The organism is Rhodobacter aestuarii (assembly GCF_900156655.1).
GTDB classification, from domain to species: Bacteria; Pseudomonadota; Alphaproteobacteria; order Rhodobacterales; family Rhodobacteraceae; genus Rhodobacter; species Rhodobacter aestuarii.
In genome coordinates this window covers 1-23726 of the sequence record NZ_FTOG01000005.1, presented here as the reverse complement: position 1 = coordinate 23726, position 23726 = coordinate 1, and the positions used below count along the sequence as shown (strand labels likewise).

The following is a 23726-nucleotide window of genomic DNA, read 5'->3' as shown; positions in this document are numbered from 1 at the left end:
CATGAGCGATAGGCTCGCACCCGCAAAACTCTTTGCCACCACATTCCTGTTTTGGATTTTGCTCAATGGGTCACTCGCCCCCGATGTGGCGGTCGTTGGGCTGATCGTGGCAGCAGCGATCACTTATTTCTTGCCAAACGGGCTGTCTTTCCTCTCAGGATACAAGGCCAAACCTTTGGCAACGCTCGGCTATATCGCCTTCTTCTTCAAAGAACTGATCAAGGCAAACCTGTCGATGGCGCATCTCGTGTTGATGCCCACGATCGCTGTCAAACCCGCTTTCGTGAAGGTCCGCACCAAGCTCACCCACCCGGTGGGGCGGCTTTTGCTGGCCAATTCCATCACCCTCACCCCCGGCACGCTCTCTGTCGAGATTGAGGGAGAGCACATCTATGTCCATTGGGTCGTGGCCGAGACCACCGACCCCGAAGCCGCCACCCGCAAAATTGTGGCGGGCTTTGAGAAATATCTGGAGGTGATCTATGGCTGAGCTTTGGCTGGCGGGCCTGTTGGCCGCCCTTGGCATTGCCCTTTCGGCGGCGCGCTTTGCCATTGGCCCGCGCGCGGTGGACCGGGTCGTCGCCTTTGACGCGCTCACCATCATTTCGGTCGCGGGGCTGGTGATCATTGCGCTCGCCACGGGCCGGGCGATCTATCTCGATGTCGCTCTGGTCTATGCGCTTTTGTCCTTCCTCGGCGTCATTGTCGCCGCGCGCTATTTGGAAGGGGGCGAATGATGCAAAGCCTTTTGGGCGCAATCGTGCTGACCGCTGGGGCCGTTTTTCTGGCGCTTGGCGGGCTTGGCGTGTGGCGCATGCCCGACACATGGACCCGCATTCAAGCGGGCACCAAAGCGACAACGCTCGGCATGATCCTTTCAATGGCGGGCGCAGCGATCTTGATGCCGGGCTGGACCATCAAGCTGGTGCTGATCGCGCTGTTTTTGATGTTCACCAACCCGCTCTCGTCGCAGGTGCTGGCGCGCGCCGCGCACCGGGCAGGCGTCAAACCCGATCCGCGCACCCGTTTTGATGCGCTCGCCGCAGATGAGGAGGCCAAGCGATGACGCTGTTGATGCTGGCCACGCTTTTATGCGGTGCGGGGATGATCGGGGCGGCGCTCGTCGCGCTGCTCACCCGCCAAACCGCCACCGCCGTTTTGGCGGCGGGGCTCTTGAGCCTTTTTGCCTCGGTGCTCTTTGTGCTTTTGGCCGCGCCCGATGTGGCCATGACCGAAGCGGCGATTGGCTCGGGCCTGACCACCTTCCTCTTTTTCTACGTGCTGGGCCGGATCCGGCGGGAGGATAAGAAATGATCCGCAACGCTTTGATTGGGCTGATGCTTTTCATTTTGGGCAGCGCGTTCCTCACGCTGACGATGGGCTTTGAGCCCGCGACCGAGCTCAACCGCACCGCCGCCTATTACGCCACCCATGCGCAAGAGGAAGTCGGCGCGCAAAACGTTGTCACCGCCGTGCTGATCACTTGGCGCGGCCTTGATACCCTGGGCGAGGTGACGGTGCTTTTCTTGACCGCCGCCATCGTTTCACTGGTGCTGAGCCGGTCAAAAGCGCCAAAAGGCGCCTCCGGCTCGGGCTTTTTGCCCTCCGGCGAATTGCTCACCACCGGCACGAAAATGTTGCTCCCGCTGATTGCGCTTTTGGGGGCCTATGTGATGGCAAACGGCCACCTCACACCGGGCGGCGGCTTTCAAGGCGGGGCGATCTTGGCCTCGGGCGCGCTGCTGATGCTGCTCGCCGATCCGTCGCGCCGGTTTGGCCATAAGATCATCCACCGCGTCGAAAGCGCCTCGGGCCTTGCCTTTGTGGGGTTGGGCCTGTTGGGGATGCTGTTTGCAGGCGGGTTCTTAGACAACAAACTCCTGCCGCTTGGCCAATTTGGTGCGCTTTTCTCGGCGGGGATCATCCCGATCGTCTCGGTGCTGATTGGCCTCAAAGTGGGCGCAGAATTCGCCTCGATCCTCGAAAGCCTTGAAGAAACGGAGGATGCGTGATGGCGCAAGTCTCGCTTTTGATCGGCTTCACGCTGATCCTTTTGGGCCTTTATGGCGCGCTGACGAACCGCGACATCTTGCGGATGATCGTTTCCTTCACCATCGCCGATGCCGGGGTGAATGTGGTGCTGGTGAGCGTGGGCTATATGGCGCATCGCACCGCACCGATTTTGGATAGCGCCGTGCCTGCGGGCCAAGCGGCGGCCCGCATCATCGACCCGGTGCCGCAAGTGCTGGTGCTGACGGCGATTGTCATTGGCTTGGGCGTCACCGCGCTGATGCTCGCCTATGCCTACCGCCTTTTCCGGCTGCGCGGCAGCCTCGACATCTCGCAATTCATGGATCTGAAATGGTAAGCTCGATCCTTATTCTGGCCATTGGCCTTGGCACCGCCTTCGGGCTGGGCCTGTTAAACCGCCGCCGCGCCGTGCTGGCGCTTGGGCTGACCTTGGGCGCTTTGGGGCTGATGGCGGCGATGGCTGTGGGCTGGCTGATCGTGCTCGCCCAAGGCGCCGCCCCGGTTGAAATCTATACCGCAGGCGCCGAGCCGCCTTTTGCCATCAACCTGCGCATGGGCCTGATGGAGGCGGGGGCGATCACGCTGATCACGCTCACGGGCCTTTTGGCGGTGCTGGCACTGCGCACCGCGCTCACCCGCATGGGGCGCGGCTCAATGGCCGTGGTGCTTGTGCTGATCATGGCGCTCTCTGGTCTTGTGATGACGCGCGATGTGTTCAACCTCTTTGTCTTTTTGGAACTGATGGCGATCTCCACCGGGGGCCTTGCGCTTTTGTCCAAAGACATCCGCGCGATTGCGGCGGGGTTCAAATATCTGATCATCAGCCAGCTTGTGACGATCTTGCTCTTGGTGGGCATCATCTTCACCTATCACGCGACCGGCTCACTCAACATCGACGACATCCCCGAAACGGCGATGGGCTTTAGCGGGCTGGGGCTGGCGCTGTTCCTGATCTTGATCGCGGTGGTCTTGGAGCTGAAACCCTTCCCCGCAAACGGCTGGGCATTGGATGTTTACACCGCCGCGCATCCCGGTTTTTCGGCGGTCTTTTCCGCTGCCTCCGGCACGGCGATGCTGGTGGTGGCCGATAAGCTGGTGAAAGCAGCGGGCCCTGATTGGTTTGCCATGTTCACATTGCTTGGGCTCATCAGCTTCATCGGCGCCAATATCGTGGCGCTGCGCCAAGACAATGACCGCCGCCTTTTGGGCTATTCCTCTGTTGGCCAGCTGGGGCTGTTGCTTGCGGTGATCGGCCAGCAAGATGTGCTGGGCGAGGGCTATCTTTACGTCGCGGGCGGGCTGGTGCTGAGCCATGCGGTGGCCAAGGCCGGGCTTTTCTGGATGTCGATCATGGTCAAGGCGCGCGGGCTTTCGGATTGGGCCGCGATCCGTGTGCGCCCGCCGCTTGTGATCGCCTTTGCCACCTTTTTGGCGATGCTGACGGGCCTGCCCCCCTTCCCCGGCTTTTACGCCAAATGGGAATTGGCGCAGGTGCTTGCCACCACCGACCGCTTGCCGATCCTCGCCGCAATCTTGATCGGCACGCTGATTGAAGCGGTCTATCTGTTCCGCTGGTTCGGCATGGCGATGAAGCGCGAAACCGACACGCCTTTGGGGCCGAAACAAATCGACTGCATGGTGGTGCTGATCACTTTGGCCGCCGCCTTTGGCTTGGGCGCGCTTTGGGGCGATCTGTCGGAAAACGGCAATCTGTTTGCCACCGTGCCGATGCTCGCCGCGCTTTTCTTCCTTGCGCTCGAACCGATGCCTGCGAAACTCAAAAACGGCCTCGCGATCATGGCGCTTGTCTATTGGTTTGCCGCCCATGCCGGGGTGTATGACCCGATGCGGCTGATCTTCCTTTTGGTGATGATCTTGGGCGGGGCGGTGATCTTGCTCGCCTCGTTCAATGAAGACGGCCGCCGGGTTGGCTTCTACCCGCCTGCAATGCTGATGTATGCGGGGCTTGCGCTTTTGCTGGAAGCGCAAAGCACCTTTGAGTTCTTTGCCGCTTGGGAAGTGATGACCTTGGGCAGCTACTTCCTGATTTTGCGCGGCAAGCAATCTGAACCCCATGCGCTGAGCTATATGATCTTTTCGCTTGGCGGGGCTTTTGTGCTGCTTTCGGGCTTTGCGCTTGCTGCCGATGGGGTCACCCCCTTCCCGCTTAGCGCGCTGAGCCTTGTGCCAGAGCAGGTGGCGCCTTGGGTCTTTGCCCTGCTGGCCGTGGGCTTCATGACCAAGACGGCCTCTGTCGGTGTGCATATCTGGTTGCCGGGTGCCCATGCCGAGGCGGAAACCGATGTCTCGCCGATGGTGTCGGGCATTTTGCTGAAAGCCGGGCTTTATGGGCTGGTGGTGTTGCTTTTGGCGATGGGGCGGCAAAGCCTGCATGGCGTTGATCTGGTCAATGTGCTGGCTTGGATCGGCGCAATCTCGGCCTTTGTCGGCGCGGTGCTCGCCGTCTTCCAAGAAGATGCCAAACGGCTGTTGGCCTATAGCTCAATCTCGCAAATGGGCTATGCGCTCTTTGGCTTGGCGCTGATGAACCACCTTGGCTGGCTTTTGGCGGTGATGTTCGTCATCAACCACTATGTCTATAAATCCATGCTCTTTTTGGCGGTCGGCGGCGTTTACAAACGCACCCACACCAAGCTGATGTACAAAATGGGTGGGCTGATCACGCTGATGCCCTTCACCTTTGTCTCGGTGCTGGTGGGTATTATCGCCATGTCGGGCGTGCCGCCGCTTTCGGGCTTTGGCGGGCGTTGGATCTTCTACAACGCCATTTTGGAAACCGACCTGCGCTTGCCGCTGGTGCTGATCTTCATGTCCGGCCCGGTTGGCTTCCTTTACCTCTTCCGGCTGATCCACACGATCTTCTTGGGCCAACTGAAAGACGAAAACCACCAAATCAAAGAGGCGCCAATCTGGCTTTTGGTGCCGCAAATGATCTTTGTGGCCTTCCTGATCGGCTTTGCCATCGTGCCCGGCCTAGTGCTGCAACGGGTGGACCGGTTCTTGGGCACGGTCTTTGGAGACCAGCCGCTTATCTGGCATGGCCGCGCGGTGGAAAGCGCCTTTGGCAACTGGAACCCGGTGGCGATCATGGTGGTGATCGTGGTGATCTTTGTCACGCTTTTCGGGATATTGATCGCCAAGAACCACGATGCGGTGAAGGTGAAACAATTCAACATCGTCTTCTCGGCCGAGCGCCCCTATCGCCCCGAAACCACCCATTTCGCTTGGAACTTCTTCGCGCCCTATCGCCGCGCGATGGGCTTCATGGAAATGCCGCTCGTCACCCGGTTCTGGGGCGGCGTGAGCGAGGCGCTTTCGGGCACCGCCGAGTTCACCCGCAAACTCTATAGCGGCAACGGGCAAACCTATGCCGTGCAGGTCATCTTGTTTGTGGTGACCGTCTATCTGATCGCGCTGGGAGGTGTGGCATGAGCAGTTTTCACTGGGTGCAAATCCCCTACGCGCTGCTGACGCTGTTCATCGTGTTGAACTATGGGCTGATCATGACCGCCGTCGTACAAAAGATCGCCGCGCGTGTGGGCGGGCGGCACGGCATCCCGTTTTGGCAAAACTACATCGATCTGGTGAAGAACTTCGCGCAACGCTCCAAAATCACACACGGTGTGATGTTCTACCTTGGCCCGGTGTTCCGGCTCGCGGGCGGTGTGGGGCTGCTTTTGTTCGTGCCAACGATCTACGGCTCGACATGGGCGCAGAACTTCTCCTTCGCGGGGGATCTGGTGCTGGCGCTCTACTTTGTGTTCTTTGGCACACTTGGCATGGCGCTTGGCGCGGGCGAAAGCGGGCATCCGCATGCGGCGATTGGTGTCTCGCGTGGGCTTGCACAAGTGACGATGGCGGAACTGCCGCTCGCCCTCGCTGTCTATGCGATTGCGGTGCAATACCACACGCTCAACATCACCGAGATTGTGGCCGCCCAACAAGGCGGGCTTTTCCACTGGACGCTTTTCACCAACCCGCTCGCGACCGTGGCGGCGATGTTTGCCTTTGTTGGCACGATGATGCGCCCGCCCTTTGATGTGGTGCTGGCCCCGCAAGAAATTCCGATTGGCCCGCCCACCGAATACCACTCCGCTTATCTCGCGCTGATGCAAACCAACCGCGCGATCTTCCCGGTGGCGAAAACCGTGATCTACATGAACCTGTTCTTCGGCGGCGCGTCGAGTTGGGGCGAATTCGCGATCAAGGTCTTTGCCCTTTACATGGTCTCGGCCTTCATCGGCGTGGTGCATCCGCGTTTCCGGGTGGAGCAGTCGATCCGCTTCTTCATGAAATGGGGCGTGCCGGTTGGCGTGCTTGCCATTCTGATGGTGTGAGCAATGAAAGATATTGACGAAACCTTCCGCAAGATCGACGCGACCGTGCCTTTGCGCGAAGAACTGCGCCCGCGCACCGTCACCACGCCCGACGGCCAAGAAATCACCATTGAGCCGCTGAAAGACTACTTCTGCGAGGCGGCCCCCAAGGTTCACCCCAAGGCCTATTTCCAGATTGTCGAGAACTTCTACAACTGGGCGCGTTCCAACAGCTTGTGGATTTTGGGCTTTGGCACCGGCTGCGGGGCGATTGAAATGCGCCCGCTGATGACGCCGCGCTTTGATGCATATCGCTACGGCGTGCAATGGCGCCCCACGCCGCGCCAAGCGAACCTCTTGATCATCTCGGGCTATCTCAGCGTCAAAACGCTCAAACGCGCGATCCGTGCCTATGAGCAGATGCAGGGGCCAAAATATGTGATCGGCCTTGGCTCCTGCACGATCAATGGCGGGATGTATTGGGACAGTTACAACACGATCAAGCGGCTCGATGATTACCTGCCGGTCGATCTTTACATCGCGGGCTGTATGCCCCGGCCAGAGGCGCTCTTGCACGGCTTTATTGAACTGAAAAAGCTCATTCGTGCGGGCAAGGCCGAGGGCACAAACCGCTATGCCGAAAACTTTGCCAGCTACAAAGCCGCCCAGAAGTCCGTGATCAAGGACTGGGACATGCCGGATTACAATTGGTGAGATGATGCGCGACCTTCATGCCCTTCTAACCCCCCGCCATGCGCTTGGCCCGCTCGAAATCCGGCGCGAAAATCTGGCCTTCGTCACCCTGCCCGCCTCAAACCTGCGCGGTTTCCTGACCGAGTTGCGCGACACCCAAGGCTTTAGCCATTTGGTTTTGCTCACCGCCGTGGATTGGCTTGAAGAGGGCCAGTTTCAACTGACCTATATGATGAACAACCGCGCCCGCGATCTGACCTTGGGCGTGCGGGTGATGCTGGACCGCACCACGGCGCAAATGGACAGCATCCACGATCTGTGGCCCACGGCGGCGACCTATCAACGTGAGTTGAAAGAGATGTTCGGGATCACCTTCCCCGGCTCACCGCGGCTGGATGAAGAGTTCATCTTGGAGGGTTGGACCGACCTGCCCCCCTATCGGCGTGATTTCGACAGTTTGGCCTATTCGCAGCAAACCTATGCCGAGCGGCCCGGTCGCGTCACGCATGACCCGCGCGAATATATGAAATCCAAACTCTATCCGGGGGGCTGAGATGTTTTCCTTCCAACCAGACCGCAGCGAATACCCCCAACCGGGCCTCGACGGAAAGCTGGAGATCGACCTAGAGACCGGCAAATACCTCAAGCTTTGGCACGGGCCAAACCACCCCGGCATCACTGGCAATATGTCGGTCGAACTGACCGTGTGCGGTGATGAGGTGGTCGAAGGTAAAACCCATGTGGGCTACCTGCACCGGGGTTTTGAGAAGCTGATGGAGCGGCGCACCTTCATCCAAGTCTTCCCGATCGTGTGCCGGGTTTGCGTGCCCGAACCCGATTTCAACGAATATTGCTATGCGGCAGCGGTCGAGGAACTCGCGGGGATCGAGGTGCCCGAACTGGCCACTTGGATGCGCACGCTGATTTTGGAGATGGGCCGCTTCAACAGCTATATGATGTTTTTGGGCGGCATTGGCGGCGCGCTGGGGCTGGGCATCACCGGGCAATGGATGACCTATGTCCGCGATTTGATGCTGGACCGGTTTGAGGAACTGACCGGGGCGCGCATCTATCACATGTTCATCCTGCCGGGCGGCGTGCGCGGGCATCTGCCCGAGGGGTTTGCCGCGCGGATGGAAGAGGTGTTGCAAACCGCCGAGACCTATTTGGCCGATGTCGATAAGGTGATGTTTGCCAATTCGGTCTTCCAACTCCGCACCAAAGGGATTGGCGTGATCGAGCCTGCGCTTTTTGAACCCTATGGCGTCACCGGCCCCAATGCCCGCGCGGGCGGTGTGGCGAAAGATGTGCGCAAAGACAGCCCCTATCTGGTCTATGACCAACTCGACTTTGAGGTCGCGACGGGCATGGATTCAGACATCTTCACCCGCGCCAAGGTGCGCCGCGCGGATATTCAGACCTCAATCGACCTGATCCGCCAGATCCTTAAGAAAATGCCGAAAGACGGGCCGGTGATGGCCAAACTCCCCAATGTCCTGCATTGGAAAATCCCGCGCGGCGAGACCTATATCAAGGGCGAATGTTCCCGCGGCGAATATGGCTATTACCTTGTCACCGATGGCTCGGGCTACCCGCGCCGGATCAATGTGCGTGGCCCCAGCTACACCCATGCGATGGCGCTGCTCGAACATCTGATCCCCGGCACCAATATCTCTGACGTCGCGGCCTTGATGGTGTCTTTGCACACCTATCCGCCGGAAATTGAAAGGTAAGCCCATGTCTTTGCGTGAGGTTTTAACCCCGTTCTCGGTCTGGAAGCGCGTTTTGGATGCGCCCGTCAGCATTGCCGACCCGTTCAGCCGCGAAGCATCGGAGCATTACCGGGGCTTTCATAAAAACGATATGGAGACCTGTATCGGCTGCGGCACCTGTGAGGCGATCTGCCAAAACGGCGCGATTGATATGGTCCCGGTCGAAGGCCAAAACACCGAAAAAGGCGACAGCGGGCTGCGCCCGATGATCGACTATGGCCGCTGCTGCTGGTGTGCGCTGTGCGTTGATATTTGCATGACCGGCTCGCTCACCATGTCGAACGAATACACTTGGGTGGACAGCGACCCCGATGCCTTCCGCTTCATCCCCGGCCTGAACGAGCCGTGGAAAGACAAACAAGCGGGCTATAAACGCGAAAACGGGCGGGTGCTGTCTGGCACGACCCGGTCCCCGATGGGCGAACTGCACGCCAATGAGCGGATCGACAATTTCAACGAGATTTGCGTGGGCTACACGCGCGAAGAGGCGATTTTGGAGGCGGATCGCTGCGTTGAATGCGGGCTCTGCGTCGCCACCTGCCCCGCGCATATGTCGATCCCCGATTATATCGCCGCCGTGCGCGACCAAGATTATGACCGTGGCTTGCAACTGCTTTACGAGACAAACCCGTTTTCCGAAGTCTGCGGGCGCATTTGCACCCATAAATGCGAAACCTCCTGCGCGGCGGTGCATGAGGGCGATGCGATCGCGATCCGTTGGCTCAAGCGCCATATCGTCGACAACGTCCCGCTGGAGCGCCGGGTGGAGCTGATCGGAGCGCCAAAACCCGCCACAGGCAAAAGCGTCGCGATCATTGGCGCGGGGCCCGGCGGGCTGACGGCGGCCTATGATCTGGCGCGTGAGGGCGTGAAGGTCACCGTTTACGAGGCGCTGCCCAAACCCGGCGGCATGATGCGCTATGGCATCCCCGAATATCGCCTGCCCTATGATGCGCTCGACCGTGACATCGCGGTGATCGAGGCGATGGGGGTCACGATCAAATGCGCGACCGTGGTGGGCGTTGATGTACAGATGGAAGACCTGCGCCAATCCCATGACGCGGTGATCTTGGCCATCGGGCTGCAAATGGGGCGCGGCACGCGCATTCCGGGCTCTGAAGGCGCTGGCGTGGAGCGTGCGGTGGACCTTTTGCGCCGCATCACGGCGGGGGACCCGACCGTGCCGGTGCCCGAAACGGCGGTGGTGATTGGCGGCGGCAATGTGGCCTTTGACATCGCGCGCTCAATGGCGCGGCTGCAAAAGATCAAATATGGCCGCGTGGGCCTCACCCTCACCGCGCTGGAAGACCGCGCGCATTTTCTGGCCGATAAAGAAGAACTGGTCGAAGGCGATGAGGAAGGCGTTCTCATCCTCGACAGCCGCGGCCCGCAAGAGGTGATGCGCGATCCCTCTGGCCAAGTGACGGGGCTGCGCACTTGGGCGGTGACCTCGATCTTTGATGCCGAGGGGCGCTTTGCCCCCGCCTATGATGAAAGCGACGAACAAATCCACCAAGGCGCGCTGGTGATCGAGGCGATCGGGCAAATGGCCGATACCTCGCTTTTGGGCGACGCCTTGACCGAAAAGCTGGAGTGGAACCGGGGCCGGATCAAAATAGATAGCGAGATGCGCACCTCGGAACCGTGGCTTTTTGCGGCGGGCGATGCGGTCAAAGGCCCCGATGTGATCAACGCGGTGGCCGATGGTCACCGCGCGGCGCGCACAGTGATGGAAGCGATTGCCCAAGGGGAGGTGGTGCAATGAGTGAAGCCAACAAAGAGCGGCTCTTAGGCAAAACAACGGTGCGCGAAATCTTTGAGGTCGCGACCGAATTTGAACGCGTTGCGCATCGGTTCTATTCCGAGCTTGTGCCCAAAGTGTCCAAAGACCTGCGCTGGCTGGTGGAGGAGCTGGCCGAAGAAGAAGCCGAGCATATCCGCATTTTCACCGAGCTTGCGCAAAACCCGGCGGTGGAGGCGGTTTTGGCCGAAGAGATCACCCGCCCCGTCGCGGACCCGAAATTTTCAGATTGCGTGCAAACCCCCGATCTTGGCCCCAACCCCGACGACCAAGCCGTGCTGCAATATGCGCTGATGCGCGAAACGGCGGCGATGGAGCAATATACCGAACTGGCCAAAACCGCGCCCGCAGGCCCGCTGCGCGATGCGTTTTTATTCCTCGCCAAAGAAGAAACCGAGCATAAGGCCGAGTTGGAGAAGACCTATTACGAGGTCGTGCATTCGGGCGGGGTGTGAAAGATTCCCGTCGCAAAACGGCGGTGAGTCGTCGCTTAAGGCTTAAAATGGGGCGTTCAAAAGGTGTGCGCCCCCTTTCCTTTTGGTCAAATATCGAAATTTAATGTATCAAATCAAAGGTTAAGAAAAAACTTTTAGTAGTAACACTCTCTTAAGCATAAGCGCGCCTAATATTCTGAGTAATGCATACGTGCCGCCCCCCCACGGGCCCCGGCCCTTTATCGAGTAACACCGTGGCAAGGAGGTTCGCCATGGACGTCTCCACACCTGCGACACGGTTCACCCCGATGATCCGTATCCTTGCACTTACTGTGATCGCGATCGTCCTTTTGGGCTGCGCGCATAACGTCATCTTGTCGGATGTGATGCAAAGCGCCTCGCTCCATCCGGTTTCGGCTGCGGGCTATCTGGTCGCAGCCTTGGGGCTTTTATTGCGCCCTCGCCTAAGCCTAACACTCGCGCAAAGCGTGGTGGTGCTGGTGGCCGGGCAGCGGATCTTGGAATCCCTCTTTGCAAGCTGGCCCATTCTGGTCTCGCCCGATATTTTTGCCCTTTGGGGGCTCGATCTGGGGCTGAACGGCGCCTTTTCCACCAATACCGCACGGGCGCTTTTGATCTTGAATGGCGCACTTTTGGCCGAGCGGGTCTCGCCGCGTTTGGCCGTTGGAATCGTTTCGCTTGGCTGGTTCACCGCTGCGGGGCCGCTTTTCAAATTCTCGTTCAGCCTGTTTAACGCAGATATTCATTTTTCAATCTTTTCGCTCACGGCGCTTTTATGTGTGCTTTTCGCTTTGGTGCTGCGCCATGCCGATAGCGCCGTTTTCCGTGTTTTTGTGGCTCCCGGAGAATTGCGGCAGCCCTTCTTGCTTATGCTCAGCGTGATCGTTGGGGTGCCCTTTGTCACCGGCGCGCTCTTGTCCCACACTGGGGAATTCACCCATAGCCATCTGGGGCAAATGATCGCTGCATTTGAGGCAATGGAATATCTGCTGCTCGCCGTGGTTCTTTACACCGGGGCCACAATGCATCTGCAACGCACAAAACTGACCCATGCGCTGCACCACGACCAATTGACCGGCGCGCTCAATCGGCGCGGCTTGATTGACGCGATTGAGGCCAATCCCCGGCTGAGCGGGATGATCCTGTTCGACCTTGATCATTTCAAACGCATCAATGACTCGATGGGCCATATTGAAGGCGACCGGGTTTTGCGCGCGGTGGCCGATGTGGTGCAGGCGCGGCTTGCGCCGGGCGATGTTTTTGCCCGCTGGGGCGGAGAGGAATTTTTGGTGCTACTGGAAGCGACCGATCATGATGTGCTGGAGGCCAAAGCCGAACAATTGCGCCGCGCGATTGGCGGCATGGGCTGGGCCACGCATGATTTCCCGCTTGCTGGCGTGACTGCCTCTTTCGGCTTTGGCCCCTACAATCTGCAAGAAGAAAGCCTGACCGCAGCTTTGGCGCGCACCGACGCCGCCCTGCAAACCGCCAAAGAGGGGGGGCGCAACCGCTGTGTTGCTGCCCACTACCGACAGGCCAAACCGGAAGCCGCTCCGGCACAACAACCGCAAAACGCCGCGCCGCGGCCAGTGCTGTCGCTTGTGCAAGACTAGGCTCCTTCGTAGCGCTGGGGGGAGGCCACACAGGCTTTTAGGTCAAAGGGCTTGCTATACTTTACCGCCGCGCTAACTGAGGGTTTGATCGGTGCGCTGCATTGCAGCACCGCCGTTGATCCCTCAGCAAGGACGCCACTGCCATGACCGCCCTCACCCCGACGATCACCCGCCACCGCTTTGAGGTGCAGCGCCGTAAGTTGACGGTTCTGGCCCGTGAAGAGGTGACACCGCAAATGCTGCGTCTGGTGCTGGGCGGGCCGGAGCTTTCGGGGTTCACCTCGCTTGGGGCAGATGATCACATCAAGCTTTTCGTGCCCGATGGCGCGGGCGGGCAAGCGATGCGCGATTACACGCCGCGCGCCTATGATCCCGCCAAGGGGGAATTGGTGATTGATTTTGCGCTCCACGACGCAGGCCCCGCCACCGCTTGGGCGCGGGCCGTACAGGTGGGCGATGAGGCGCAGATCGGCGGGCCGCGCGGCGCGCAGGTGATCGAGGGACCGATTGCGCGCTGGCTGATGATTGGCGATGAAACCGCGCTGCCCGCGATTGCGCGCCGGATCGAAGAAATGGCCCCCGGCACCCCGGTGACGAGCCTTGTGGCCGTGCAAAGTGCGGGCGAGGAACAGCGCATTGAAACGCGGGCCGAGCATGTCGCGCTTTGGGTGCACCGCGCCGACCCAACCGATGCCACGGGCCTTTTGGCCGCTTTGGCGCGGATCTCCCTGCCCGAGCAAACCTTTGTCTGGCTGGCGGCCGAGGCTGGGGTGGCCAAAGCGCTTCGCGCCGCATTGGCAGAACGCGGACATCCCGCGCCCTGGATGAAGGCCGCGGGATACTGGGTTTCCGGGGAAGCGGATCGCTCTGAAAAAGAGCTTTAAGCCGCCGTGGGCGTGAAAATGAAAGACCGCATCGAAACAGAGCCAAGCTCGATTGCATTCGTCATGAAGCGCAGATCGTCTTTGGCATCCGCCGCCCCCGCAATCGTCAGCGCGGGCAGATAGTGGTCAATCGACGGGTGCGATTGGGTCAACAGCGTGCCCAATTTCGCCCGATCCGCCAAAGTGGCCAGATCGCGTTCTTCCAGTTTTTCGGCAAAGAGCGTGTCAAACTCCAGCGCGAAATCATGCGGTTTGCCACCGGGGCGCATGGCGCGCAGGTTGTGCACGATATTGCCCGAGCCGATGATCAGCACGCCACGGTCGCGCAATTGCGAAAGCGTGCGGCCAATTTCGAGCTGATGCGCCAACCCACGAGACATATCGACCGAGACTTGAAAGACCGGCACATCTGCTTCGGGATAGAGGAATTTCAGCACCGTCCACGCGCCGTGATCGAGCCCCCAAGTGTCATCTTCTTCCGCATGGTGGCTGGCCAGAAGCGTTTTCACCTCGCGCGCCAAAGCGGGCGCGCCATGGGCCGGGTATTGTTGGTCATAAAGCGCCTGCGGGAAGCCATAAAAATCATGGATCGTGCGCGGCACTTCAGACACATCGACCAGCGTGGTGCCCCGGGTCATCCAATGCGCCGACACCACCAAGATCGCTTGCGGGCGCGGCAGGCTATCGCCAAGCTTGCTCCAAGCGCGGGAGAATTGCGTATCCTCGATCGCGTTCATCGGGCTGCCATGGCCAAGAAAAACAAGCGGCATCCGGTCTGAGCTGTTCAGGCCGTCGCGCAGATGGGTGAGCGTGGTGGGGGCAATCATCTTCAGTCCTCCGTATGGGGCCGCGGCAGCGCGGCCCCGGCTTAGCAGTGTGAAAAGTTAGGCAAAGGCACCAAGGCGGCGCTCAAGGGCCGGAAGGCGCAGCGCAAAGGCCCCCGCGCCCAGAAGGCCGATGACCGCTTGCGTCGCAGCCCAAAAGAGCGGGAATTCCCAACCGCCGCCGGCGCTCGCAAAGCCCCAGCCATTGCCGCTGTGCACCCAAGTGGCGCCCAAAAGCACGGCCACAAGCGGGATCGAGATAAGCCGCACGCCAACGCCAAGGATCAGCGCAAGCCCGCCGCCAAGTTCGGCCAGCATCGTCAGATAGCCAAGCACGCCCGGCAGGCCGAGGCTTTCAAAGAACCCGGCGGTGCCCGCAGGGGTAAAAACGAGCAGCTTGGTCAGGCCATGGGCCAAAAACAGCGCGCCCGAGGCAACACGCAAAACCAAAGCCGCAATGTCTTGGGCGGTGTCTTGGGTGGTTTGGGTCATGGTGATCTCCCTTGAATTGATCATGCACCCTATTTGGCCCTTGCACACCTTCAAGAAAATGGCGATTTTGGCGAATGATCTTCCTCATAACGTTCGCAATGATATGGACCTGATTGACGAATTGCGCGCCTTTGTGGCGACCGCACAGACCGGCTCTTTTACCGCTGCGGCGGATCACATGGGGGTGTCGAACCGGCTGACCTCCAAATATGTCGCCGCGCTTGAAACCCGGCTTGGCGTGCGGCTTTTGCAACGCACCACGCGCCGTGTCGGGCTGACGCCTGCGGGGGCGGATTTGCTGGCCCGCGCGCCCACGCTTTTGGATGAGTTGGATGAACTCATCGGCGAGGTGGCCGAGGGCTCGCGCGGCTTTACCGGCATGATCCGCCTGTCTGCCCCCGTCACCTTTGGCGAGATTTGGGTGGCACCGATGCTCGCCCGCTTTGGGGCAGTGCATCCCGGTTTGGCCTTTGATTTGCGGCTCACAGATCGGTTCATCGACCTTGCCACCGATGGGATCGACCTTGCGTTTCGGATTGGCCGCTCGGACATGCAATCGCTCAAACAGCGCAAGCTCGGCGAATTGCGCTCGCTCGCTGTGGCAAGCCCCGCCTATTTGGCGGAGCGCGGCACCCCACAAACCCCCGCTGATCTTGTGCAGCACGCCTGCATCTTAGACACCAACCGCCGCAACCCGCGACGGTGGAGTTTCGTTCAGGCGGGCCAGTCTGAAACGATCGAGGTTTCGGGGCGCTATCAGGTGAATTCGGCACGCGCAGCGGCGGAATTGGCGGCGGCGGGCCACGGGGTCGCCTATGTGCCACGGCTCGCACTGACGGAGGCTTTGGCCTCTGGGCGCTTGGTCCCGATCCTGTCCGATTGCGGTGGCGAAAGCGGGGTTTTAAGCGCGGTTTGGCTCGAGGGCCGCGCCCTGCCCCGAAAGCTGCGCGCGCTGATTGACTTTGCCCAAGACGACCTGCGGCAGGCGGATTTGCTTTGAGCTTCGTGGGCGCTTAGGCGTCCACCGCCTCAAGGCAGCGGGTGACAAGGCTCAAATAGCCCGCCCCGAAAAGCCGCACATGCACGAGCGCGGGAAACAACTGATAAAGCGCGCGGCGAGCATCAAACCCCGGCGCAGGCGCGCCATAGGCCTCCCAAAAGGCGGGCGTGGGGTGACCGAAAAGGCAGAGCATCGCCAGATCGACCTCCGCATCGCCGTAATAGCACGCCGGATCAATCAGCCCGGTCACCCGCGCACCTTGCGCCATCACATTGCCCGCCCAAAGATCGCCGTGCAAAAGCGCGGCGGGTGGATGCGCGGGCAGAAACTGGGGAAGACGCGGACATAAGTCTTCAATCCGGCGGGCATAAGCGATGGGCACATGCGGAACAAAGGGCATAAGCCGCCGCTTGGCCCAAAAGCTTGGCCAATCCTCGGTGGCGGTGTTCTGGATCACCACCGATCCAAAGGCATAGTCACAGGCCCAGCCATAGTCCGCCCCGGTTGTGGCATGAAGCTGCGCGAGCGCCGTGCCCAAAGGCCCCCATGCCTGACCAAGCCCCGTATCGGTGCCCAAATCTTCCATCACCAGAAAATCCGGCGCCGCATGCAAGACAGTCGGGGCCGGAACGCCAGCGGCAGCCAAGGCCCGCAACATCTGCGCCTCGGCCTCGGCTAAGGGGCTGGATTTGGCGACAATGCTTGGCCCGGTGTCGGGGATCAGGCGCACAACTTCCGAAAGATCGCCCCCGTGCAAGGGAACGACCCGGCAAGACCCCAGCCCGAGCGCGGCACTGGCATGAGCGACAAGCGGATGCATAGCAAAAGCCTAACCCCCACTGCGCGAGCGGATCAAGTCACCCCTTGGGGGGATAGACCAAGGGCGCGACCTGAAGATCGCGCCCGAAGCTATTGTTATGGATTTCTTTTCACGGTTAGGAAGCGTCGCGGAAAGCGTCTTCCTGCGGCGCATCGCCATAGCTGTGCACCGTTTCTTGCGCACCAGCTTGCATGATCCGGAACACGGCGCTGAGCGCACGCAGGCTTTGCGCCTCTGCCAAAAGGCCCTGTGTCGCGGCGGAGTTTTCCTCAAACATTGCGGCATTGTGCTGGGTCACCTGATCAAGCTGGTTCACCGCTGCTGTCACTTCCGAAATGCCCGCCGATTGTTCCGTCGCGGCGCTGGCAATCGCTTCCAGGAGCCCGTCGAGCTTGCCAACCAAGTCTTCAATCTGCCCCAAAGCGGTGTCTGACCGCGAGGCAAGTTGCACCCCAGAGGTCACTTGCCGGACCGAGGTTTCGATCAATTCGGCAATCTCTTTCGCAGCTTCCGAAGAGCGCTGCGCCAGCGCGCGCACTTCAGACGCCACAACCGCGAAGCCACGCCCGCTTTCACCCGCTCGCGCCGCCTCAACCCCGGCGTTGAGCGCCAAAAGGTTGGTTTGGAAAGCGATATCGTCGATCACCGAGGTGATGCGCGAGATTTGCTCCGAGCTTTGGGCAATATCATTCATCGCTTGCAGCGTTTGGCGCACCACATCGCGGCCCGTTGCCGTGGTATCGCGGGTTTGCACCACAGCCTTGGCCGCCTCTTGCGCGCCCGCAACAGATTGCTGCACCGAAGATGCCATTTCGTTCATCGCGGCGGCGGTTTCTTCCAAAGAGGCCGCTTGCGTTTCGGTGCGGCGCCCAAGTTCCGACGAGGCGGTATTCAGGCTGCCAGCTTCTGTTTCCACAACACTCGTCGATTGCACGATCGAGGCAAGCGTTTCCGCCATCCGATCCACCGCTTCGTTAAAGTCGCGGCGCAGGCCCTCATAAGCCTCGGGGAACGCTGTGGTGATTTTTGCGGTCAGATCACCGCCCGACATCGCGCGCAGACCTTCGGCCAAGCTCGACACAACCTCTTGCTGTTCGCGCATTTGCGCGGCGCGTTCGGCTTCGGCGGCCTCACGCACGCGGGCACGCTCGGCGCGTTCCTCATCGGCGCGGGCACGTTCGGCACGTTCGCGCTCCAGCGCCTCGGCTTGGCGCGCGGTTTCTGCCTCATGCTCGGCTTGCTCACGGGCAAGGGCTGCCGCGGCTTGGCGTTTTTCTTCTTCTTCGAGCCGCGCTTTGTCGCGCAAACCATCCCGGAACACCAAAAGCGCCCCGATCAAACCGCCGATCTCGCCCGGACCAGCCTGCATACCTTCGACGGCGGCCAGATCCCCCTCGGCCAAGCGGCTTGTGGCCCCAGCGGCACGTTTGAGCGGGCGCACAATGGTGACCCAAGCAAGCCACGGAGCGGCCAACGCAATCAGCGCCGCCAGTGCGCCCATCGCCAGCATCGTTTGGATCGAGGCACCCGTGCGGGCACGCACCGTGCCCGAGGCGGCTTCGATCCGCGCCAGAACCGCACTCGCAGCATTTTGCGCAGCACTGTCGATAGTCGCCAAAGTGCTGTTGGCTGCGGCAAAGGTTTCATCAGCCGCTGCGCTCGCCTTGATCTCGGCCAGATGCGCGGTCGGCAAAACGGCATTTGCCTCAGTCAGCGCCAGCAAATCGTTCAGCTTGGTGCCCAAAGCCTCCGGCACGCGCGAAACCATGTCGCTCAGCGCGGTGCGGGCGGCTTCTACAGCCACGCTTTCTTTGGCAAAAGCGGTTTCCGAGCGGGTGAGCGCCAAGCGCAGCGCCGAAGACACCAGATCGCGCACGCGCGCTTCCACCCGCGCAGCCAAGATCAGCGGCTCAACATCGCGCGTCATCAACTGGTTGATCGCCGCCTCGTTCGACAGGCCCGCGCCCATCGCATGAAGGGTCAGTTCAAAAGCCTGATCATCGACGAGCTTGCCAAGTTCAAACTCAAGCCGTCCGACCAAGTCTTGCATTTCGCGCCGTTGCCGACCAATGGCGGTTGAGCGCAGTGATGCAACCTCTTTCGCGGTATCGGCCAGTTGTTCCAGATCGGCGCGCAGGCCCGCAAGCGCAGAGGTGCCATGAATGCGCAAAATCTTGTCTCGCATGCGCGATTCCGAAGATGCGATGCCTTCAAAAATCGCCGCGCGCCCCGCCGCATCAAGCCCCGGCGACAGCGCCAACACATTGCCAATCATCACATTGACCTCGACGCGCAGCGAGAGCGCATCGCTCAAGGCATTGAAATCCTCGTCAACCAAACGATCCAATGTGGAGGAAACAGACCTCACCGCCGCCTCGCCGCCCATCACCATATCGAAATAGGCATCATCGGTAACGTCGAGCAGGCGTTCGGACACCTCGGTATTGGCTTTGAACAGTTGTGCCACCGCCGCATCGGTTTGCGCGGTCGCGTCAAACATCGCGCGACGCTCGTCGATCAGCTTGTCCACGCCAGAGCGGGCCGCATCGACCGTGCGCCCCAGCATCGCCAATTCCGCATCGCCGCTTTTCGACAAGACCTCGCTCAAGGCGGTGAAATGCTCCGCGGCAGCGGCATCCGGCGCATCCAAAGCGGCGGCGCTTTCCGCCGAAAGGATGTCGATCATGTCTTGGCTTAGATCGCCCGCCACCGTCGAAAGTTGCGAAGTGGCCCGCAGAAGCGGCACCTCGTCATCGGCCAAGTTGCGCACCACCTTATCGGTGGAGCTGAACACATTGAGGCTGACCACCACCGCAACCGCCGTTGTTGCCACCAAGGCCACGACGATTGCGACGATCTTCGCGCCCACACTTGCGAACAGCTGCTTTGCCTGACGGATCATCTTGTCTTCCTTCGATGCTGGCGATCTTTACGAGCGAGCGTTTTTCAAACGCGTTGCGGCGGGCGGATTAACCGCCCGCGCCGGGCTGACAATCGTCTTGGGCACGCGCGGCACCGAGATCCATCTTGGCAATCGTGCCTTCGGCCGAGATTTGCGTCAGGAAGACATCATCAAAGCCTTGGTTGTCACCCGGGCCGAAATGTAGCTTGAGCCCGTCGATATCGACCTCGCCAAGGTTTTGCAGCGCGGTCAGATAGCTTTCGCGGGTCAGGGACTTGCCCGCCGCCTCCAAAGCGACAATCGCCAAACGCCCGGCCACATAACCTTCAAGCGACAAGAAGCCGGGGGCGGCCTTCGGGTCGAGCGCCTTGAGCGCCGCGTTATAGCGGGCGACCATTGGCACGCTGGTATCGGAGGGGAACGGCACAACCTGCGAAATCACCACATCTTTGCCCACCGCGCCAAGTTCGGCCACGAGCGCATCGGTTCCCACAAATGAAATGGTCACGAACTCCGGGTTGTAGTCGATCTTGTGCGCCACGCGGATGAATTCGGCCACCGGCTTATAGGGGCCAACCATCACCACCGCATCGGCACCGGCGCGACGAATGTCCAAAAGCGCGGTCTTCACGGCCAGCGTATTGCGCGGGAAAGCGCCACGCGCCACCGCTTGCATACCGCGCCGTTCCAACGCGGCCTCGACGCCCTTCAGGCCCACCCTGCCAAAGCCATCATCTTGATAAAGGATGCCGATCTTTTTGTGCCCCTGCGTGTCCACAAGCAACTTGATCCACATCTCGGTTTCCGCGTCATAGGTCGCGCGCAGGTTGACCACATTGCGCAGCGCCGGATCGCGCAGGAACCCCGCCCCGGTAAGCGGCGCGATAAAGGGCCAACCGGCTTCGGTGGCGAGCGGCTGGGTCGCGGCAGAGGTCGGCGTGCCCACCGGGCCGATAAAACCGATATGCGCATCGGCCGCGATCACGTCCCGGGTTTGGGCGACGGATTTGCCCGGCTCATAGCCGTCGTCAAAGGCATCAAGCTTGAGCTGACGCCCCGCCACACCGCCCGCGCGGTTCGCTTCTTCAAAGGCGGCACGGATGCCAAGGTTCATGCCAGTGCCAAGGGCGCTGGCGGGCCCTTCAAGCGCTGCCACCTGCGCGAAATGCACTTCGCCCGGGGTTACCCCCTTGCTGGGCTGACTTTGCGCCTGCGCACCGAGCGGGGCCGCAAGCAGGGCAAAAAGCGCAAGGGTCGCTGCGAGTCTCATGCCGATCTCCTGTCCAGTTCAGATGACAGGCATGGCAGCAAACCTTTTCTGTGCCGTTAATCGAGACGGACTAAAACGCCGATTCGAGAAGCAAAATCACCTTATTTGACGTGTTTTTAAGCGCAGGGTTACCTAGGGGTCACCGAGGTTTACCCTCTTGCGCGGGGCCCATCCGCGGCAATGCCAATGCGGCATCGCGCCGCATATTTTCACCCCAAACCTATGGGTTGGAACGAAAAATCGCTTCCCTCCTTGCCACTGCGCCACTTTGGGCGTCAAATCCCCGCACTGACTGATGGAGGGTGAGGCATGACTTCATATCTTAAGACGACCCCGACGGCGGATGGTTTTTTTGGCGATTATGGTGGCGCGATGTTGCCGCCGCCGCTGGAACCGCATTTCAAGGAAATCCGCGAGGCTTATGCGACGATTTCCAAATCCGTAGATTTCATTGCTGAGCTGCGCCAGATCCGCAAACACTACCAAGGTCGGCCCACCCCTGTTTCTTACCTCAAGAACCTCTCGAAACTTTGCGGCGGCGCGCAGATTTACGCCAAGCGCGAAGACCTGAACCATACCGGCGCGCACAAGCTCAACCACTGCATGGCCGAGGGGCTTTTGGCCAAGTTCATGGGCAAAACGAAGCTGATGGCGGAAACCGGCGCGGGCCAGCATGGCGTGGCGCTGGCCACCGCTGCGGCTTATTTCGGCATGGAATGCGAAATCCATATGGGCGAGATCGACATCGCCAAAGAAGCGCCGAACGTCACCCGGATGAAGCTTCTGGGCGCGAAAGTGGTGCCTGTCGGCTTTGGCGGGCGCTCGCTCAAGGAAGCGGTGGACAGCTGTTTCCAAAGCTATATCGCGCAGGCCGATCATGCACTCTTTGCCATTGGCTCGGTGGTGGGGCCGCACCCGTTCCCGATGATGGTGCGCAACTTCCAACATGTGGTGGGGGTTGAGGCGCGCGATCAGTTCTTGGAAATGACCGGCGAATTGCCCGATATGGTTGCGGCCTGTGTCGGCGGTGGCTCCAACGCGATGGGGATTTTCTCGGGCTTCATTGACGATGATGTCAGCCTTTATGGGGTCGAGCCGCTGGGCACTTCGTCCAACCTTGGCGACCATGCCGCCACCATCAGCTTTGGGGCGGATGGCGATATTCACGGATTCCGCACGCTGGTGCTGACCGATGAAAACGGCGAGCCCGCGCCGGTGCACACCGTCGCCTCGGGGCTGGATTACCCCGGCGTTGGCCCCGAACACGCGCATCTGCACAAAACCGGCCGGGTGAATTACACCACCGCCGATGACAAAGAGGCGCTGAAGGCGTTTTACGCGCTTTCGCGCCATGAAGGGATCATTCCGGCGCTCGAAAGCGCGCATGCGGTGGCTTTTGCGATGCGCGAGGCGGGCAACAATCCGGGCAAATCGATCCTGATCAACCTCTCGGGCCGGGGCGATAAAGACATCGACTACGTCACCGAAACCTATGGCTACGGCGAAGACCTGTAAAAGGATCTGATGCGTAAGGGCCTCCGGCTCAGCCGGGGGCCTGCGCCTCAGGAGCGGCGGCGGGCGAGCCATCCCAAATGATCAGCCCCATCTCTTGCGCGGCGCGGCGTGACAAGACCGGGCTGATCAGCCCGCGCTGCGCCTGATAGGCTTTCACCGCCTCTTGCGTTTGCGCACTCAACTGCCCCGTCACATCGCCGGTATAATAGCCCCGCGCCAACAGCGCGCGTTGCAGCGTCGCGATCAAGGCGGGGGTCATGTCCTGTTCACAAACCCGCTGAAACCACATTACCTCGCCACCTTCGACAATGCGCGCCTGCGTGGTCGAGCGATAACTTGCCGGGCGCGTCACGGTACCGGTCGTTTTGTCCCGCACCTCCGCTGACACCAATTCATGTTCGGTCACGGTTTCCACCACGGCGGGGCGGAACTGTTCCATGAAGCACCCCGGCTCATCCGCATCGGGAGCCTCGGCACGCCACTCGCCAGCAAGGGAATCCCGTGGCGCGGCGGTGATGATCTCAGGCTCCTCGCCCGGCGGCGGCACCGGCGTGCTTTGCGGCTCCGGCATCTGGAAGCAGCCTGCCAATGCCCCGAAGACCGCAACAAAAAGCGCGGCTTTCGGCACAAAAAGGGCGAAACGAACAGATCGCATGAAGGCGGCAGTATCCGGCAAGGTCAGGTTGCAAGACCCTAACCAGTTTCGCGCGGGCTCGCAAAGATGATCTTCCAGCAAGGATGCGGCCAAGCTGCGGCTTTCCAAACCGTGCGGCTTGCCCTAAACCAAAGCCAAACCGCACAGCGGCAAGCGAAAGAGGCGATTATGGCAAAGATCACTTACGTCGAACACAACGGCACCCGCCACGAGATCGAAGTGAAACCGGGGCTGACGGTCATGGAAGGCGCGCGCGACAATGGCGTGCCGGGCATCGACGCGGATTGCGGCGGCGCCTGCGCTTGCTCGACCTGCCACGTCTATGTGGATGAGGCTTGGGTGGACCGGCTGCCGAAAGCCCTGCCGACCGAGACCGATATGCTTGATTTCGCTTATGAACCGAACCCGGCGACCTCGCGCCTGACCTGCCAAATCAAGGTCACGCCGGATATGGATGGGCTTGTGGTGCATCTGCCCGAAAAGCAGATCTAATCATCACAACAAAAAGGCCGCCTTTGGGGCGGCCTTTTCCTTTCCGCAGGTGGCAGATTGCCCTAGGGCTTCAGGAGTCTTTCGAACATGGTTGTGAGGAAGGTTTCGGCCTCTGCGAACGGGTCGTGACCGGGGCCGAGGACGGCGCGGACTTGGACGTCGAAATCGGC

General features: G+C 60.7%; 24 protein-coding genes and 1 pseudogene. 18 read left to right on the top strand and 7 right to left on the bottom strand.

Translation table 11 applies throughout. The features are described from left to right. Nucleotide 1: 1 nt before the first annotated feature. The 15 genes from BW967_RS08055 to BW967_RS07985 all read left to right on the top strand — a co-directional run bounded on the left by BW967_RS08055 (nucleotide 2) and on the right by BW967_RS07985 (nucleotide 13586). Nucleotides 2-490: a Na+/H+ antiporter subunit E gene (locus BW967_RS08055; protein ID WP_076484559.1), complete on the top strand. Its 489-nt coding sequence runs from the start codon at nucleotides 2-4 to the stop codon at nucleotides 488-490. Beyond that, a complete protein-coding gene (locus BW967_RS08050) occupies nucleotides 483-737 on the top strand; it encodes an MrpF/PhaF family protein (protein ID WP_076484558.1) in 255 nt (84 codons plus the stop codon). The genes BW967_RS08055 and BW967_RS08050 overlap by 8 nt, the downstream gene beginning before the upstream one ends. Further along, entirely contained in the window at nucleotides 737-1066 is a 330-nt protein-coding gene (mnhG, locus tag BW967_RS08045; RefSeq protein WP_076484782.1) for a monovalent cation/H(+) antiporter subunit G, read from the top strand. The genes BW967_RS08050 and mnhG overlap by 1 nt, the downstream gene beginning before the upstream one ends. Next, nucleotides 1063-1314, top strand: a complete 252-nt coding sequence (locus BW967_RS08040; protein WP_083952041.1) for a Na(+)/H(+) antiporter subunit B — start codon at nucleotides 1063-1065, stop codon at nucleotides 1312-1314. The genes mnhG and BW967_RS08040 overlap by 4 nt, the downstream gene beginning before the upstream one ends. After that, on the top strand, nucleotides 1311-2012 hold the full coding sequence (mbhE, locus tag BW967_RS08035; RefSeq protein ID WP_076484557.1) for a hydrogen gas-evolving membrane-bound hydrogenase subunit E: 702 nt from the start codon (nucleotides 1311-1313) through the stop codon (nucleotides 2010-2012). The genes BW967_RS08040 and mbhE overlap by 4 nt, the downstream gene beginning before the upstream one ends. Continuing rightward, nucleotides 2012-2368, top strand: coding sequence for a sodium:proton antiporter (locus BW967_RS08030; protein ID WP_076484556.1), 357 nt, complete (start codon nucleotides 2012-2014; stop codon nucleotides 2366-2368). Before mbhE ends, BW967_RS08030 begins: the two co-directional genes overlap by 1 nt. Further along, nucleotides 2362-5484, top strand: coding sequence for a proton-conducting transporter transmembrane domain-containing protein (locus BW967_RS08025; RefSeq protein ID WP_076484555.1), 3123 nt, complete (start codon nucleotides 2362-2364; stop codon nucleotides 5482-5484). Before BW967_RS08030 ends, BW967_RS08025 begins: the two co-directional genes overlap by 7 nt. After that, nucleotides 5481-6389, top strand: coding sequence for a respiratory chain complex I subunit 1 family protein (locus BW967_RS08020; protein WP_076484554.1), 909 nt, complete (start codon nucleotides 5481-5483; stop codon nucleotides 6387-6389). Before BW967_RS08025 ends, BW967_RS08020 begins: the two co-directional genes overlap by 4 nt. 3 nt (nucleotides 6390-6392) lie before the next feature. After that, a complete protein-coding gene (locus tag BW967_RS08015) occupies nucleotides 6393-7082 on the top strand; it encodes an NADH-quinone oxidoreductase subunit B (RefSeq protein ID WP_217696378.1) in 690 nt (229 codons plus the stop codon). Between the two features lie 4 nt (nucleotides 7083-7086). Then, a complete protein-coding gene (locus BW967_RS08010) occupies nucleotides 7087-7614 on the top strand; it encodes an NADH-quinone oxidoreductase subunit C (RefSeq protein ID WP_217696377.1) in 528 nt (175 codons plus the stop codon). A gap of 1 nt (nucleotide 7615) precedes the next feature. Further along, nucleotides 7616-8794 (top strand): NADH-quinone oxidoreductase subunit D, encoded by a 1179-nt coding sequence (locus tag BW967_RS08005; RefSeq protein ID WP_083952039.1) that lies wholly within the window; start codon nucleotides 7616-7618, stop codon nucleotides 8792-8794. A 4-nt stretch (nucleotides 8795-8798) separates the two neighbouring features. Continuing rightward, complete coding sequence (locus BW967_RS08000; protein ID WP_076484552.1) at nucleotides 8799-10598, top strand: FAD-dependent oxidoreductase; 1800 nt, start codon at nucleotides 8799-8801, stop codon at nucleotides 10596-10598. Then, nucleotides 10595-11089 (top strand): ferritin family protein, encoded by a 495-nt coding sequence (locus BW967_RS07995; RefSeq protein ID WP_076484551.1) that lies wholly within the window; start codon nucleotides 10595-10597, stop codon nucleotides 11087-11089. Before BW967_RS08000 ends, BW967_RS07995 begins: the two co-directional genes overlap by 4 nt. Before the next feature lie 251 nt (nucleotides 11090-11340). Then, nucleotides 11341-12702, top strand: coding sequence for a GGDEF domain-containing protein (locus BW967_RS07990; RefSeq protein ID WP_076484550.1), 1362 nt, complete (start codon nucleotides 11341-11343; stop codon nucleotides 12700-12702). Nucleotides 12703-12845: 143 nt separating this feature from the next. Then, nucleotides 12846-13586, top strand: coding sequence for a siderophore-interacting protein (locus BW967_RS07985; RefSeq protein WP_076484549.1), 741 nt, complete (start codon nucleotides 12846-12848; stop codon nucleotides 13584-13586). Here BW967_RS07985 and ygiD read toward each other — a convergent pair. Then, nucleotides 13583-14413 (bottom strand): 4,5-DOPA-extradiol-dioxygenase, encoded by an 831-nt coding sequence (gene ygiD, locus BW967_RS07980; RefSeq protein ID WP_076484548.1) that lies wholly within the window; start codon nucleotides 14411-14413, stop codon nucleotides 13583-13585. The two genes, BW967_RS07985 and ygiD, sit on opposite strands and share 4 nt — an antisense overlap. 57 nt (nucleotides 14414-14470) lie before the next feature. Continuing rightward, complete coding sequence (locus BW967_RS07975; protein ID WP_076484547.1) at nucleotides 14471-14902, bottom strand: DoxX family protein; 432 nt, start codon at nucleotides 14900-14902, stop codon at nucleotides 14471-14473. A 103-nt stretch (nucleotides 14903-15005) separates the two neighbouring features. Between BW967_RS07975 and BW967_RS07970 the strand changes: the two genes are divergently transcribed. Further along, nucleotides 15006-15902, top strand: coding sequence for a LysR family transcriptional regulator (locus BW967_RS07970; protein ID WP_076484778.1), 897 nt, complete (start codon nucleotides 15006-15008; stop codon nucleotides 15900-15902). A gap of 13 nt (nucleotides 15903-15915) precedes the next feature. On the opposite strand, the gene BW967_RS07965 is transcribed toward BW967_RS07970, so the two are convergent. From BW967_RS07965 to BW967_RS07955, 3 genes are all read right to left on the bottom strand, one after another. After that, nucleotides 15916-16722, bottom strand: coding sequence for a fructosamine kinase family protein (locus BW967_RS07965; protein WP_076484546.1), 807 nt, complete (start codon nucleotides 16720-16722; stop codon nucleotides 15916-15918). 115 nt (nucleotides 16723-16837) lie between these two features. Further along, nucleotides 16838-19624: a methyl-accepting chemotaxis protein gene (locus tag BW967_RS07960; protein WP_076484545.1), complete on the bottom strand. Its 2787-nt coding sequence runs from the start codon at nucleotides 19622-19624 to the stop codon at nucleotides 16838-16840. A gap of 67 nt (nucleotides 19625-19691) precedes the next feature. Then, a complete protein-coding gene (locus BW967_RS07955; protein ID WP_076484544.1) occupies nucleotides 19692-20894 on the bottom strand; it encodes an ABC transporter substrate-binding protein in 1203 nt (400 codons plus the stop codon). A gap of 309 nt (nucleotides 20895-21203) precedes the next feature. Between BW967_RS07955 and trpB the strand changes: the two genes are divergently transcribed. Beyond that, the gene (gene trpB / locus BW967_RS07950; protein WP_076484543.1) at nucleotides 21204-22409 is read left to right on the top strand and encodes a tryptophan synthase subunit beta; all 1206 of its coding nucleotides are present in this window, start codon (nucleotides 21204-21206) and stop codon (nucleotides 22407-22409) included. A 28-nt stretch (nucleotides 22410-22437) separates the two neighbouring features. Here trpB and BW967_RS07945 read toward each other — a convergent pair whose 3' ends face one another. Beyond that, a complete protein-coding gene (locus BW967_RS07945) occupies nucleotides 22438-23064 on the bottom strand; it encodes a peptidoglycan-binding domain-containing protein (RefSeq protein ID WP_108188619.1) in 627 nt (208 codons plus the stop codon). 168 nt (nucleotides 23065-23232) lie between these two features. On the opposite strand from BW967_RS07945, the gene fdxE reads away from it, so the two are divergent. Beyond that, on the top strand, nucleotides 23233-23556 hold the full coding sequence (fdxE, locus tag BW967_RS07940) for a ferredoxin FdxE (protein ID WP_076484776.1): 324 nt from the start codon (nucleotides 23233-23235) through the stop codon (nucleotides 23554-23556). Nucleotides 23557-23618: 62 nt separating this feature from the next. On the opposite strand, the pseudogene BW967_RS18930 reads toward fdxE, so the two are convergent. Beyond that, a pseudogene (locus tag BW967_RS18930) lies at nucleotides 23619-23726 on the bottom strand (TetR/AcrR family transcriptional regulator); the annotation flags it as partial.